Genomic DNA, 14,779 nt, shown 5'->3' with positions numbered 1-14,779 from the left:
TTCCTACGGAATGACAAACTGGTTGTATATTATGTGAAAAACTGAAAACTGAGACTGAAAACTGAGACTGAAAACTGAGACTGAAAACTGAATACTATAATTCACCATCCCATTCGGCATAAAATTGCGATAGAAAAAGCTCCATAAATTGATGCCTTTCTTCTGCAATTTTTTTACCAGTTTCGGTATTCATTTTGTCTTTCAACAACAGTAATTTTTCGTAAAAATGATTTAGTGTTGGCGATGCGCTGTTTTTATATTCTTCTTTCGTCATTGAAAGATTGGGTGCAATATCTGGATTGTAAAGTGGTCTGTTTTTAAATCCGCCATAATTGAATGTTCTTGCAATTCCAATGGCTCCAAGTGCATCCAATCTATCAGCATCTTGTACAATTTCTAATTCTTTAGATGTAAATTTCTTTTCAAAATTTCCACCTTTAAACGAAATGTTTTCGATGATGTTTACCACATGAACTATAATTTCTTCGGAAGCATTTTGCGATTCGAGAAATTCACGAGCCACTTTTGGTCCAACGGTTTCGTCTCCATCATTGAATTTACTATCAGCAATATCATGAAGAAGTGCTCCAAGTTTTACAATTTGAATATCACAAACTTCATCTTGAGCAATTAACAAAGCATTTTTATAAACTCTTTCAATATGAAACCAATCGTGCCCAGCTTCAGCATTTTCTAATTTTTGCTTTACAAATAAAATCGTATTGTCTATTAAACTCATATTACATTTTATAAAAAATTCCAAACTCTAAATAAATATTGGAATTTGGAATTTTAATATTGCTATTTTTTGAATGTTTATTTAATCAAAGCTGGTTGAACCCATTTAAAAATATGATTCTCTTCTGGTAAAACCAATCTTTCAGAAATTTTAGCCATTCTTCCTGGCAATTTCATTAAATAATCACGCGCTTTTTCGGCTTCATCTGTTAAACCAGAAATTTTATCGATGTTCCATTTATCAATTAATTTCTGCATAATATCTACATAATCATTAGCGGTATAAACACCTAATTTTTGTGCAGAATTAGAAAATTGTTCGAAAGCAGTTCCTATTTTCTCACCAGATTCTCTCAAGAAATGAGCTGGCATTGTAATTTTTTGCTTCATCATGTATTGAAAAGCAAGCATCATTTCACTTGGATCTACTTTGAAAATTTGATTTACAAATTCACTATAAGCATGATGGTGACGCATTTCATCGCCTGCAATCATTTTGCACACTTTAGAAAGCTTTTTATCGCCATAATCTTTAGCTAATTGCGACACTCTATTGTGAGAAATATAAGTCGCAAGTTCTTGAAAACTAGTGTAAACAAAGTTTTTGTATGGATCTTTACCTGTTCCAATATCGAAACCATCGGCAATTAAATGTTGCGTTGTAATTTCTACTTCGCGCATGTTCACACGACCTGATAAGTACAAATATTTGTTTAGTAAATCGCCGTGACGGTTTTCTTCACTCGTCCATTGACGCACCCATTTAGACCAGCCATTTCTTCCTTCATTATCTACACCTTCTACTTCCATTAACCACGATTCATAAGTAGGAAGCGCTTCTTCGGTAATAGTATCACCAACCATTGCTACCCAAAAATCATAAGGTAAATCTTTGGCAATTTCTTGTAATTCTTTTACTTCTTCAAAGAAGTTTTCACTTTGTGCATCAGGCAAAAAATCTGATGGTTGCCAAATTGTTTCTACTGGAATTAAAAATTGATCGACAAAATCGTCAACCTTATTTTCTAGAAATTGCATCACCTCTAGACGGATGTTTTTTATAGACATTATATAGTTTATTGTAGATTTTAGATTTGAGACAAAATAAAATCTGATTATTATTTTAATGATTGCACAACTGCATTTTCGGTTTTTTGCATTATTTCTTCAAATGAAAAATCGCTTACTGCAATTGGATCGTGAATTATAAATTCCAATCGATTACCTAAACCCATTGGAAAAGCTCCAAATTTAACCATTTTCCACGAATTATTTATAGAAATTGGCACAACATAAGCAGATGGAGCGCATTTACAAAGAATTTTTAGTCCACTTTGTGCGAATTCTTTTGGTTTTCCGTCTTTGCTTCTTGTTCCTTCTGGAAAAATTACTGCTGAACGTTTATGAGTTTCAATATATTCTGCTAGACCTTTTATGGTTGGAATAGCTTGTTTTGGATCTTTTCTATCTATTAAAACGGAACCACCATGTCTTAAATTGTATGACACACTCGGAATTCCTGAGCCTAATTCTTTTTTGCTTACAAATTTTGGATGAAATCTTCTCAAATACCAAATCATACCAATAATATCATACATACTTTGGTGGTTGGCAACAAAAATAATTGGAGCGCCTTTTGGAATTTTATCAATGTTTCTAAACTGAAACCATGTTCCTAAAAGATTGACGCATTTTACCAAACAAAAATTAAGATAATCGACACTTTTTTTATGCGCTTGGTATCCAAAAACGTTAAAGCAAATCCACTGAATGGGATGAAAAACCACTAAACACAATCCGAAACATAGATAATAAACAACGGATATTGGATAAGAAATTAGCTTCTCCATGACTGTAAAAAATTTGTTGGCTAAAGTAAGAAATATATTTTGGATGGAATTGTTTAAAACTCATTTGTATAAACTTCTTTTACATCAAAAAAATATTTAATTTTACGAAAAATACAAGCAATTTAAATGAAAGAAAAAATGAGTTCAGAAAAAGACGCTAAATTAAAAGCCTTACAACTAACGCTTGACAAATTAGACAAAACGTACGGAAAAGGAACCGTAATGAAGATGGGCGATAAAGCCATAGAAGAAGTAGAAACAATTTCATCGGGTTCGCTAGGTTTAGATTTAGCTCTAGGAGTTAATGGCTATCCTAAGGGAAGAGTTATAGAAATATATGGTCCAGAATCGTCGGGTAAAACAACTTTAACGCTACATGCCATTGCCGAAGCTCAAAAAGCTGGCGGAATTGCTGCGTTTATTGATGCAGAACACGCATTTGATAGAAATTATGCCGAAAAACTTGGAGTTGATATTGAAAATTTAATCATATCACAACCAGATAATGGGGAACAAGCATTAGAAATTGCTGAGAATTTAATTCGTTCGGGAGCAATTGATATTGTAGTTATTGACTCGGTTGCTGCTTTGACTCCGAAAAGTGAAATTGAAGGAGAAATGGGTGATTCTAAAATGGGATTACACGCTCGTTTAATGTCGCAAGCTTTAAGAAAATTAACTGGAACCATTAGTAAAACTAATTGTACTGTTTTCTTTATCAATCAGTTGAGAGAGAAAATTGGTGTAATGTTCGGAAATCCAGAAACTACAACAGGAGGAAATGCATTGAAATTTTATGCATCGGTTCGTTTAGACATCCGTCGTTCATCACAAATAAAAGATGGTGAAAACGTAATTGGAAATAGAACTAAAGTAAAAGTGGTTAAAAATAAAGTGGCTCCACCATTTAAAACTGCCGAATTCGATATTATGTATGGCGAAGGCGTTTCTAAAACTGGAGAAATTCTTGATTTAGCAGTAGAATTTGAAATTGTGAAAAAAGCTGGTTCGTGGTTTAGTTATGGCGATACCAAACTAGGTCAAGGTCGTGATGCTGTAAAATCTTTAATAAAAGACAATCCAGAATTAGCCGATGAATTAGAGCTTAAAATAAAAGCATTGATTAAAGAAAATAACGCATAAAAAAAATCCCGTGTAAAAACGGGATTTTTTTACATTACAACGCAACCTTTTTATAAATTTTGCATCTAACGAAAACATAATGAAAAGAAGAATGAAAAATTTTATTATTATCTTAAGCATGTTTTTTGCTTTGAACTCTTGCACAGTAGGAAGTGATTCTGACAGAGAATTTATTTTATTGCCTGTTGAAGAAGTAGAAATGCCACCAAGTTACACGGTTGGAAACCTATCGATAATTAAAATTAAGTATAAAAGACCAACCGATTGTCACATTTTTAATGGTTTTTTTACCAATTACGAAAGCAGCAATATCTATAACAAAGTTGTAGCTATACGAACAGTAAAATTAAATAATTCTAACTGTTTAGCAGACGAAAGTATGTTTACGGTAGATTATGAATTTAAACCTACAGAACCTGGAACATATACCTTTAAATTTTGGCTAGGTCCAGATGCAAATGGTACAGACCAATATGAAACGCATGAGGTAGAAGTATTATAACTTTTAAAACTATATAGTTTGAGTTTAGAGCAACTCATAAATAATTGCAAGAAAAATGATATTAAAGCACAAGAAGCACTATATAGATTGTATTCATCTAAGTTGTTTTCTGTATGCTTAAAATATTCGCGCAATTATGAAGAAGCTCAAGACAACCTACAAGAAGGATTTCTGTTAATTTTTGAAAAAATAGATCAGTTTTCTTTTAAAGGATCTTTTGAAGGTTGGATAAAAAGATTAATGGTCAATTTTATTCTGCAACAATACAGAAAAGAAACTTTTTTAAATATTGTAAAGGAAGAAATTGCAGATGATATTGAAGAAGTTGAAATTGATGATGAAAACGTTTCTATCGATTATTTGCTAAAGATAATTCAGGAATTACCCGATAAATATAGATTGGTTTTTAATTTATATGCCATTGATGGTTACTCACATCAAGAAATAGCAGAGATGTTAAAGATTAGTGTAGGCACATCTAAATCTAATCTGTCTCGAGCAAGAGTGATATTAAAAGATAAAATAGAATCCAATAATGGAAAACATAAAATTCCATTAATGAAATGAAAGAAAATAAAAATATAGATCGTCTCTTTCAAGAAAGACTTAGCAATCTTGATGTTGCCCCAAAAGAAGAAGTTTGGGAGAATATTGAGTTGCGCTTGAAAGAAAAAAAGAAAAAGAGAGTTATCCCATTTTGGTGGAAACTATCCGGAATTGCAGCTGCTTTTGTAATAGGATTAGGAATTTACAATTTTACATTTGATAATAATACAGTTTCTAATGATGTTGTGATTGATACTAATGGTAAAAAAGAAAACACACCTAATGCTACTGGTTTAAAAGAATTAGAAAACAACGAAGTAGTATCTGATGAAAATAATGAAACAAAAAACAATAGTAATTCATCAAAAATAAATGAAGTTGAAATCGATGCTGATGCAAATACGAGTTCTAAAAACAATACTGCTGTTGCAAATAATTCTGATGGAACTAAAAACGGAAGAACTAATTCTGATGTAAATTCTAATTCTAAAAACAATACAGCTGTAGCAAATAATTCAGATAGAACTAAAAACGGAAGCATTAATTCTGATGTAAATACAAGTTCTAAAAACAATACGGCTGTAGCAAATAATTCTGATGGAACTAAAAACAGCAGCAAGAATTCTGATATAAATACTAGTTCTAAAAACAACATTGCTGTTGCAAATAATTCTGATGGAACTAAAAACGAAAGAACTAATTCTGATTTAATCAATACAAGTATCTCGAATAATTTAGATGCTAACAAATCTAAAACTGATATTTTAAATAAAAATAGTGACACCAATTTACCAATTAATAACACCCAAATTATTGCAGAAAAAACAAACTCTGAACTAAAGAAAGACGAAATAAAAAAAATAGACTCAACATCAATTGCTAGTGTTGTGCCTAACGCGATGGAAGAATTGCTCATTGAAAAAGAAAAGAAAACAAGTAAAGAACCAAAATTAAATAGGTGGCAATTGTCATCAAATGTTGCGCCTATTTATTTTAGTTCGGCATCCAACGGTTCGCCTTTAGACTCAGAGTTAAAAAATAACAGCAAGACCTATAAAACCAATTTTAGTTATGGTTTAGGTGTAAATTATGCTGTAAATAAAAAAATAAAAGTAAGAAGTGGTATCAATGCTGTTTCCCTAAATTATGACACTAACGATGTTTTAATTTCTCAAAACGCAAATGCCAAATCATTAGATCATGTAAAACCCAATGCTGTTGGTGCATTCATTCAAATTGAAAGTAAAAATTCAGTAACAACTACTGGTGGCACAATGGAGATTGCTTCATCTGGAAATGCTCTTAAAAAGTTTAATAGCACTGTTAATCAGCAAATTGGTTATCTAGAAATTCCTTTAGAGTTATCTTATAAATTGGTAGATAAAAAATTTGGAGTTGATGTAATTGGTGGAGTTAGTACGTTGCTTTTAAATCAGAATGAAGTTTCTGTAATTTCTTCTGGTGTTCAAATGAATATTGGTGAAGCAAATAATTTAAATGATATTCACTTTAGTACTAATGTTGGATTAGGATTTAAATACGGTTTTTTCAAGAACTTTGAAGCTCGAGTAGAACCCGTTTTTAAATATCAGATAAATACATTTATAAAAGATTCTGGCGATTTTAAACCTTACTTTTTTGGGTTATACTCTGGAGTTACTTTTACTTTTTAATTTGGTTAGATTAGGTTAAGTTAGTTTAAAATTAGTTAAGGTGTTATTGCTTCCGAGTAATAACGGAAAAGAGCGCCTAGTTAAGCGCTCTTTTTTATGGATTAAACTTTTGTAATTGGTTTAATATAATGTCTCTAGTTTTATTTTTCAATTCTTTTTTATCGTCCAATTCCTTTCCGTGGGTTTCAATAAACGAATGCACTTTGGCTCTCAATAATCCTGGACTTCCGCTCATAAAAGTATAGGAAAAACGCTTTTTATTATCGGCAAATGTCATGGGTACAATTGGTATTTGATGTTCCGATGCCAATCGAAATGCACCATCTTTAAACTCATCAAGAACTATTGATTCGTCTGGAACGCCACCTTCAGGGAAAATACAAATACTTAAGCCTTGTTTTAATCTTTTTTGAGCGCGTTCATACACTTCCATTCTGCTTTTCGGACTGTTTCTATCTACCAAAATACAAGTTCGTTTGTAGAAAAAACCAAATAACGGAATTTTTGCCAACTCCTTTTTTCCAACAAACACAAACGGATTTTTTACAATGGCCAACATCAACATAATGTCTAACATCGATGTGTGATTGGCAACAAGCATATAACTTTTTTTATCTTCAAGTTCTTGCTCGCGTTCTACTTTATAGCGAAATCCCATTCCGATTAGAATTCCTTTTGCCCAAATTCTAGCCATGATAAAAAAGTACGGATACCATTCTTCTCTCAAGATAGAAATCACCAAAAACGGAAACATAATGATAATGATTGCTCCCATCAAAATGTAAAACCAAATGCGCCAAAGCACCCAAAAAATAATTTTTAGTATTCTCATAGCGTCAAAAATAAACAATAGTATGTGAATTTTAATACAAAGGTTTAACTTTGCGGTAAATAATTTTAGATACTGAAATTAATTCAGCACATTATGGCAAAAATACTTACAGGAGTTCAAAGCACAGGTACACCACATTTAGGAAATCTTCTTGGTGCAATTATACCAGCAATTGAATTATCAAACAATCCCAGCAATCAGTCGTTTTTATTTATAGCCGATTTACATTCGATTACTCAAATAAAAGACGGTGAAACACTTCGAAACAATACCTACAGTACTGCTGCAGCTTGGCTTGCTTGCGGTTTAGATATCAATAAAGTTACTTTTTACAGACAAAGTGATGTGCCACAAACTGCCGAATTATCTTGGTACTTAAGTTGCTTTTTTCCGTTTCAACGATTAACATTAGCCCATTCTTTCAAGGATAAAGCCGATAGATTAGAAGACGTAAACGCCGGATTATTTACTTATCCGATGCTAATGGCTGCTGATATTTTATTGTATGATGCCAATTTTGTTCCTGTAGGAAAAGACCAAATGCAACACATAGAAATTACTCGTGATGTAGCTTCGCGTTTCAATCATCAAATGGGAGAAACTTTTGTAATTCCTGAAGGAAAAGTACAAGAAGAAACCATGTATGTTCCTGGAACCGATGGCGGAAAAATGAGTAAATCTCGCGGAAACATCATCAACATTTTCCTTGATGACAAAGCGTTGCGCAAACAAGTAATGTCTATAGAAAGCGATAGCACACCACTTGAAGATCCTAAAAATCCAGATACGTGCAAGATATTTGCTATCTATAAATTATTAGCAACTGACGAGCAAATTACCTCAATGAAACAAAATTACCTTGGTGGAAATTATGGTTACGGTCACGCCAAACAAGCTTTGTTTGAATTAATCTGCGAGAAATTTAAAACCGAAAGAGAAAAATACAACTACTATATCAACAATCTTGAGGAAGTTGACGCGTTATTAAAACAAGGCGCTGAAAAAGCTCATGTAATTGCAAATGAAGTTTTAGGAAGAGTTAGAGTGAAATTGGGATTTGATTAAACCGCTTCAAACAATTTCCCAGGCAATGGTCTTACAACACCTTTCAATTCCATATTCAATAAAATAGAAGAAATTCTAAATACTGGAAAATCACAATCGAGAGCAATTACATCTAGTAGTTGCTTTCCGTTTTTTTGGAGGTAATCGTAGACTTTTTGTTCGTCGTTTTCTAGAGAAACAAACAATTGCTTTTGGATAACTTTGCTCTCATCTTGTTTCAACTCCCAATTGAGAATATAAATTAAATCGGCAGCAGAAGTTAGTAAATGTGCTTTTTGAGTTTTAATCAAATTATTACAACCTTGACTAAATTTATCGGATGTTCTTCCGGGAACTGCAAAAACATCTCTGTTGTAATCGTTGGCTAAATTGGCTGTAATTAATGAACCACCTTTTTCGGCACTTTCAATCACGATTGTGGCTTCACTAATTCCAGCAACGATTCTGTTTCGTTTTACAAAATTTTCTTTTTCTGGATTAGAATTGCTCCAAAATTCGGTCATGAAACCACCGTTTTGTTCCATTTTGGCAACATACTTTTTGTGCACTTTTGGATAGACTTGATTTAGACCGTGAGCTACAACACCAATCGTTTGCAAACCTAAATCCATCGCTATTTTATGAGCAACGATATCAACTCCATAAGCAAAACCACTAACGATTATTGGGTTTAATGGCGCTAAATCTTCAATAAATTTTTTGCAGAATTCTGTTCCGTAGGATGTTATTTCTCTAGTTCCAACAATGCTAATTACTTTTCTGTTATTAAAATCGATAGTTCCTGAAGTAAATAATAAAATTGGTCCGTCGATACAATGTTTCAGTCGATCCGGATACTTTTCGTCTTGGTAAAAAAGACAATTGATATTGTTTTCTTTTATAAATTTTAGTTCGGCTTCGGCCAAATTAAAAACGGTTTTATCTTTTAGATTTTTAATTAAAACCCGACCAATTCCATCAATAGATTCTAGTTGATTGGCTTTGGCTTTGAAAATATTTTCGGCAGTTGTAAAGTGATTGAGTAGCTTTTTGGCAACAATATCGCCAACGCCATCTACTTTTAATAAGGCTAATAAATGTAATAGTTCTGTATCGTTCATTGTAAATAATTGGATTTCAAAAGTAAGAAAGATTTTTAAAATTGTTAACAAAGTTTGTTGATAAAATTTTGCGATACGCATTAAATAATTAAATTTGTATTTATGAAGATTGACCAATACATATCACAATTATTGTATCGTTACCAATGTGTAACTGTTCCAGGATTTGGTGCTTTTTTAACCGAAATCCAATCGGCGCAATTGCATGAAAGTTCGCATTCGTTTTATCCGCCTAAAAAGTTGGTATCGTTTAATTCGTACCTAAAAAACAACGATGGTTTATTAGCAAATCATATTGCTCAAGCCGAGAAAATGAGTTATGAAGTTGCTGTTTCTGCAATAGAAAATCAAGTTCTTTCTTGGAAAAGTAAGCTTCAAGATTTTGGTGCCATTAGCATCAAGAATGTTGGAGAATTATCTTTGAATGCCGAGAAAAGTTTAGTTTTTGTTCCGTTCGATCAATTGAATTATTTAACCGATTCTTTCGGATTAACATCATACGTTTCACCTGCAATTAAGCGTGAAGTTTATAATCATGTTGTTGAAAATCAAACAATAGAAGAAGAAGAAAAAGCTCCAATTGAGTTCATTGCAGAACCAAGAAGTTCGCGCAATTATATGAAATATGCAGCCATTTTTGTTCTGGGCGCAGGATTAATTAGCGCTGGTGGCTTCTTTGGAAATGAGTTTTATCAAAATAAAATTCAGCAAGAAACAGTTGCGGTTCAAACGAAAGTTCAAAACCAAGTGAATCAAAAAATTCAAGAAGCGACTTTCTTTATTAGTAATCCAATTCCGTCGGTTACGTTAACGGTGAAAAGCGATAAATTGCCTTATCATATTGTGGCTGGGGTTTTTACAAAAGAAAAAAATGCCGATAAAATGTATACTAATCTTGTAAAGCAAGGCTATCAAGCAAAACGAATTGCTCCTAACAAACACGGAATGTATCCTGTTCTTTACGGAAGTTTTTCTAATTATGCCGAAGCTCAAAAGGAAATGAATAGGATTAAAAAAACCATCAATCCTGATACTTGGCTTTTAATAGACGATTTATAAAAACAGAAAGTTCCGATTAATCTCGGGACTTTTTTTTAGCCCAGATAGTAGTGGAAAGCATTTTGTTATAAAAACTTATTTTTCTTAGTGTAAAAAAGCGACCAAAGGAAGCTCTTTTTACGCCGTAGAAAAATTGTTTTTACAACAAAATCTTGAAACGGATAGCTGGAAATAGCTTCAAATAATTCAACTTATTTTTATCAAAATTAAATACCTTTGCAAAAAAAACTATGACTCCAAAACATCCTATAGATTCGTTGACGATACTTACCGATTTAGTGTTGCCGAGCGAAACCAATCCGTTGAACAATCTTTTTGGTGGCGAATTATTGGCGCGAATGGATAGAGCCGCGAGTATTGCTGCACGACGCCATTCTAGACGAATTGTAGTTACGGCATCTGTAAATCACGTGGCTTTTAATCGTTCTATTCCTTTGGGAAGTGTTGTTACTATTGAGGCGAAGATTTCTAGAGCGTTTTCTACATCGATGGAAATTTTTCTAGATGTTTGGATTGAAGACCGCGAATCGGGAACTAAAATGAAGGCGAACGAGGCAATTTATACTTTTGTAGCGGTGAATGAAACTGGAAATCCGGTTGAAGTACCGCAATTGGTTCCAGAAACTGAGGAAGAAAAATCTAGATATGATGCTGCTTTAAGAAGAAAACAACTGAGTTTGGTTCTTGCCGGAAAAATGAATCCGCATGATGCAACCGAATTGAAAGCATTGTTTATGTAATTTTCTACAATTCTATATCCTGCAAGGTCTTTTTTCGACCTTGTAGGTTTCATAAAAAAATATACATTTATAAATATACCTACAAGGTTTTAAAAACCTTGCAGGATTTACTGATTTTTTAATTCAGCCAAGTTGCTGGATTATTGTAAGTTGTATTTTGAGAAACCATGAATTTGAGAATTGTCTTCCCATCGGCATTGGTTCTAATTTTTCCTAAACTTTGTTTTATCGATACTTTATCGCCAACGCTTACGTTCACAGAACTTAAGTTTTGATATACTGTAAAATAATCTCCATGACGGATAAAAACGGCGATGTTTAAAGGTGAGATTTTAATTACTTTAGTTACTTCGCCACCAAAAACCGCGCGTGCATTTGAACCGTTTTCTGTAGTGATTTCGACACCACTATTATGAACTACCAGCGATTTATAAACTGGATGTGCTTGATCACCATAACCCAAAGTGATTGCTCCTTTTTCTACTGGCCAAGGTAAGTTTCCTTTATTGGCTCTAAAATTATCTGAAATTACTTTTCCTTCTGGAGTTAAAATAATTTTATCTGATGATTCGATTTTTTTAGTTTCGGCAGCAGTGGTTGTTTTAGGATTGGCTTTTGCTCTTTCGGCAGCTGCTTTTCTATTGGCTTCGGCGATGGCTTCACGAATTAATTTTTTAATCTGTGCATCGATACGTTTGCTTTCTTGCTGTTTCGCTTTAATCTCGGCAGTAATTTGCTTTTTACTTTTATTTAAACTTTTTGCAATTTTCTCTTGCTCGGCCTTTTCTTTTTCAAGGTCTTGTCTTTGCTTTTCTTGATCGGCAATTAGTTTTTCTTTCTCGGTTTTTTGTCCAGATAATCTTTTAACATTATCGTCTAATCGAACTGTTTTAGACTTAATTTCTTCGCCTTGCATTTTTCTATAATTAGAATATTGCTTCATGTATTGCAATCTTTTATAGGCTTGCAAAAAGTTTTCTGAAGACAATAAAAACATGGCGCGACTTTGCGTAGAACGACTTTTGTATGATTTTACAATCATTTCTGCATAGTCTTCTTTAAGTTCAACAAGATCTTTTCTTAATTTATTTATTTCAACTTGATTGGTATAAATGTCATTGCTCAACAACTTGGTTTGCTTGGCTGTTGTGGTAATTAATTTTTGCTTTAAACCAATTTTTTCCTTTTGGATAGTCAATAATTTGGTAACCGATTTCTCTTGTTTTCTAACATCTTGAAGCATCATTTCTTTTTCACGGATTTCTGCTTGGATTTTGGCTTTACGTTGTTCAAGTTCTTCTTGCGTTTGTTGACTCCATGAAAATGAAGTTAGTAAAACTAAAAAAAATGTAAATACTGCTTTTTGCATATTCATTATTTGATATAAATTCTTTCGTATCCATCTGGAACGCTGTATGGAAAAGAAAAATCTTCGTTGAAAGTAATGGTTTTGTAATCGATGTCTATGTTTGTTTTCCCTTTTTTCTGATTGGCTTCAATAGCAAATTTCAAAGGTACTATCTTATCGGATAGTTTTTGGTATTCTGGATAACTTATTTGTAACTTTCTATCTTGCGCTGGTTGTTCAATTTCTTGCTTTTTTAACAGAAAATTCTCTGCCTCAAAGTAGTATGTTTTCTTTGTATTGGAATCTTTAACATCTTCCAATTTGTACATTTTATCTACGATGGAAGCTGTGTATTTTGAATTATTTAGATTGTCTAAAGCTTGTCCGATTAGTAAATTTTGAACTTTATTAAAATCTAAATCGGTTCCAAGCCATTGACTTAATGAAGCATAATCGCCTTCGAAATATTTTTTTCCTAAAAACTCATAATATTTCACAGAATTTGGAGTAATCAATGCTTTTGCCATTGTTAAACCAAGAACTCTAATGATAACCAGAATCTTTTCATCTTTTTTTATTCTAATATCTGCAGATACATTTTGAGAGTTTTTTTCGTCTTCAAATTTGACATTTGCTCTAATAGATAATGTAGAAAAGTCGAATTTATTGTTGTAATGGCTTTCTATTATTTTATCAGAATTTAAAACTTCTGTTGCAACACTTTCGGCTAAAACCGCTTTGGACTTGCAGGAAACCATCAAAATTATTGCTACTAAACTTAGTATCTTCTTCATTTTATTTCTTCTGTTTTTTTAGCAATTCGTTTGCTTTTGTAAAGTACATTTCTTTCTTTTTTGCATCGCCCAATCCGTTGAATGCTTCACCCAATTGAATATTGAAATTAGTTTCTAATACGATATCATCAACTATAAAATCAATTCCAGATTCTAATGCGTCTTTGGCTTTTTTATAATTTTTTAATTGATTATTGGCTAATCCATTGTAATAATACAATTGTGGTTGCGTTGGAAATAACTGCATTTGTTCTTCTGAAAATTTTGCTAAAACATCAAACTGAACGTTTTCGGCGTAAGCCTGAGACAATAAAATAATCGTTTCCATATCATCGGATGCCGATTTCAAATGCATTTCGTAATATTTTATGGCTTTGCTCCATTCTTTTTTGGTTTGATAAAACTTTCCAATTTCTTTGGCAACGCGTACTTCTTTATCGTTGTCAAAATAGCCAATTGCTTTTTCTAAATCTTTATCGTACTGCGGATTATTTTTAGAAAAAATTAGAAATTCATTCAGTATTCTATGTTTGATTTTTCTATCGACTTTATCGCTTGCCAAAACAATATTCATTGCTTTAACGGTTTTATCGCCATCATTATTGTTCAAATGAAATTTGAATAAACTCACTTGAGCCCAATCAGATGTAGGAATTTCTTTTTCTAATTGCTTAGCAACTTCCAACGCTTTTTCTTCTTGATTGCTTTGCGAATACATGAAAATTAGTTCGACATAATTGGCTTCGTCCTTCGGATTTTTTTTGATTTTTGCAATTAAATCTGCTTTTTCCGATCCTTGGTATTTGGCATCTTGAAGAATTCTTGCTTTGTATAATTCTCGTTTTTCAGTTTTTCCAATGGTTTCATTCAGGTCATTTATCAAAGTCAACGCTTTATCAAATTGTTGCGTTTCCATGTATAACGAAGTCAAATCTTCTTTATAATCGACTTTAAATTCGACCAATTTCTCAACAATAATTATTGCTTGATTAAAATCGCGCGTTTCATAACATACATCGTACATGCCTACCCAAGCCCAACGATTTTTAGGATCGATTTTGGTAGCTTTTTCAAAATTATCGTAAGCATCTTTATACTTCTTTTGGGATAGAAAATTCTTTCCTAATTCAAAATAAACGATGCCATTTTCTGGCTGAATGTCTTTGCATTTTTCTAATGCTTCAACTGCTTTATCGTAATTTTCGATTCCTTTTTGTTTCAAAGATTCGTAGAAATAATTTTCGAAATCATTATTTACAGAAGCAATATCCTCTGGTTCTGCTTGAGCCAAAAGTGTATTGGGAATGAATAACATTCCGAAAAGCAAACCGAAAACAATAACTTTTTTCATCTTTTTATTTTACACTAATTGCACGAATTTGCACGAAT

At 32.4% G+C, this 14,779-nt stretch carries 15 protein-coding genes; 7 read left to right on the top strand and 8 right to left on the bottom strand.

The window, feature by feature from the left end; translation table 11 throughout:
• Positions 1–94 precede the first annotated feature (94 nt).
• The 3 genes from DIU01_RS03015 to DIU01_RS03005 all read right to left on the bottom strand — a co-directional run bounded on the left by DIU01_RS03015 (position 95) and on the right by DIU01_RS03005 (position 2,588).
• Complete coding sequence (locus DIU01_RS03015) at positions 95–739, bottom strand: HD domain-containing protein (protein ID WP_290831775.1); 645 nt, start codon at positions 737–739, stop codon at positions 95–97.
• 77 nt (positions 740–816) lie between these two features.
• Positions 817–1,806 (bottom strand): acyl-ACP desaturase, encoded by a 990-nt coding sequence (locus tag DIU01_RS03010; protein WP_290831774.1) that lies wholly within the window; start codon positions 1,804–1,806, stop codon positions 817–819.
• 50 nt (positions 1,807–1,856) lie between these two features.
• Positions 1,857–2,588: a 1-acyl-sn-glycerol-3-phosphate acyltransferase gene (locus tag DIU01_RS03005; protein WP_290831773.1), complete on the bottom strand. Its 732-nt coding sequence runs from the start codon at positions 2,586–2,588 to the stop codon at positions 1,857–1,859.
• Positions 2,589–2,726: 138 nt separating this feature from the next.
• Here DIU01_RS03005 and recA point away from each other — a divergent pair, with 138 nt between their 5' ends.
• The 4 genes from recA (at position 2,727) to DIU01_RS02985 (ending at position 6,452) form a co-directional block, all read left to right on the top strand.
• Positions 2,727–3,731 (top strand): recombinase RecA, encoded by a 1,005-nt coding sequence (gene recA / locus DIU01_RS03000; protein WP_290831772.1) that lies wholly within the window; start codon positions 2,727–2,729, stop codon positions 3,729–3,731.
• Positions 3,732–3,822: 91 nt separating this feature from the next.
• Positions 3,823–4,233 carry a hypothetical protein gene (locus DIU01_RS02995; protein WP_290831771.1) on the top strand — a complete coding sequence of 137 codons (411 nt, stop codon included), beginning with the start codon at positions 3,823–3,825 and terminating at the stop codon, positions 4,231–4,233.
• An 18-nt stretch (positions 4,234–4,251) separates the two neighbouring features.
• Entirely contained in the window at positions 4,252–4,800 is a 549-nt protein-coding gene (locus tag DIU01_RS02990; protein WP_290831770.1) for a sigma-70 family RNA polymerase sigma factor, read from the top strand.
• The gene (locus DIU01_RS02985) at positions 4,797–6,452 is read left to right on the top strand and encodes a hypothetical protein (protein ID WP_290831769.1); all 1,656 of its coding nucleotides are present in this window, start codon (positions 4,797–4,799) and stop codon (positions 6,450–6,452) included. Before DIU01_RS02990 ends, DIU01_RS02985 begins: the two co-directional genes overlap by 4 nt.
• Before the next feature lie 94 nt (positions 6,453–6,546).
• Here the strand turns inward: DIU01_RS02985 and DIU01_RS02980 are convergent, their stop codons facing one another.
• Positions 6,547–7,284, bottom strand: a complete 738-nt coding sequence (locus DIU01_RS02980; RefSeq protein WP_290831768.1) for a 1-acyl-sn-glycerol-3-phosphate acyltransferase — start codon at positions 7,282–7,284, stop codon at positions 6,547–6,549.
• 93 nt (positions 7,285–7,377) lie between these two features.
• Here DIU01_RS02980 and trpS point away from each other — a divergent pair, with 93 nt between their 5' ends.
• Positions 7,378–8,349 carry a tryptophan--tRNA ligase gene (gene trpS, locus DIU01_RS02975; protein ID WP_290831767.1) on the top strand — a complete coding sequence of 324 codons (972 nt, stop codon included), beginning with the start codon at positions 7,378–7,380 and terminating at the stop codon, positions 8,347–8,349.
• Here the strand turns inward: trpS and dprA are convergent.
• Entirely contained in the window at positions 8,346–9,449 is a 1,104-nt protein-coding gene (dprA, locus tag DIU01_RS02970) for a DNA-processing protein DprA (RefSeq protein WP_290831766.1), read from the bottom strand. The two genes, trpS and dprA, sit on opposite strands and share 4 nt — an antisense overlap.
• Positions 9,450–9,551: 102 nt before the next feature.
• On the opposite strand from dprA, the gene DIU01_RS02965 reads away from it, so the two are divergent.
• Together DIU01_RS02965 and DIU01_RS02960 are read left to right on the top strand one after the other, a co-directional pair.
• Positions 9,552–10,508: an SPOR domain-containing protein gene (locus DIU01_RS02965; protein WP_290831765.1), complete on the top strand. Its 957-nt coding sequence runs from the start codon at positions 9,552–9,554 to the stop codon at positions 10,506–10,508.
• Between the two features lie 230 nt (positions 10,509–10,738).
• Positions 10,739–11,248 carry an acyl-CoA thioesterase gene (locus tag DIU01_RS02960; protein WP_035124593.1) on the top strand — a complete coding sequence of 170 codons (510 nt, stop codon included), beginning with the start codon at positions 10,739–10,741 and terminating at the stop codon, positions 11,246–11,248.
• Between the two features lie 118 nt (positions 11,249–11,366).
• On the opposite strand, the gene DIU01_RS02955 is transcribed toward DIU01_RS02960, so the two are convergent.
• The 3 genes from DIU01_RS02955 to DIU01_RS02945 are packed head-to-tail and all read right to left on the bottom strand — an operon-like array spanning position 11,367 to position 14,741.
• On the bottom strand, positions 11,367–12,617 hold the full coding sequence (locus DIU01_RS02955) for a peptidoglycan DD-metalloendopeptidase family protein (RefSeq protein WP_290831764.1): 1,251 nt from the start codon (positions 12,615–12,617) through the stop codon (positions 11,367–11,369).
• 5 nt (positions 12,618–12,622) lie between these two features.
• Positions 12,623–13,390, bottom strand: coding sequence for a DUF4292 domain-containing protein (locus DIU01_RS02950; RefSeq protein WP_290831763.1), 768 nt, complete (start codon positions 13,388–13,390; stop codon positions 12,623–12,625).
• A 1-nt stretch (position 13,391) separates the two neighbouring features.
• Positions 13,392–14,741: a tetratricopeptide repeat protein gene (locus DIU01_RS02945; RefSeq protein WP_290831762.1), complete on the bottom strand. Its 1,350-nt coding sequence runs from the start codon at positions 14,739–14,741 to the stop codon at positions 13,392–13,394.
• Positions 14,742–14,779 lie beyond the last annotated feature (38 nt).

Source organism: Flavobacterium sp. (assembly GCF_003525665.1).
GTDB lineage: Bacteria > Bacteroidota > Bacteroidia > Flavobacteriales > Flavobacteriaceae > Flavobacterium.
Note: the sequence above shows the minus strand (reverse complement) of the source record. Positions and strands in the feature narration are given on the sequence as shown.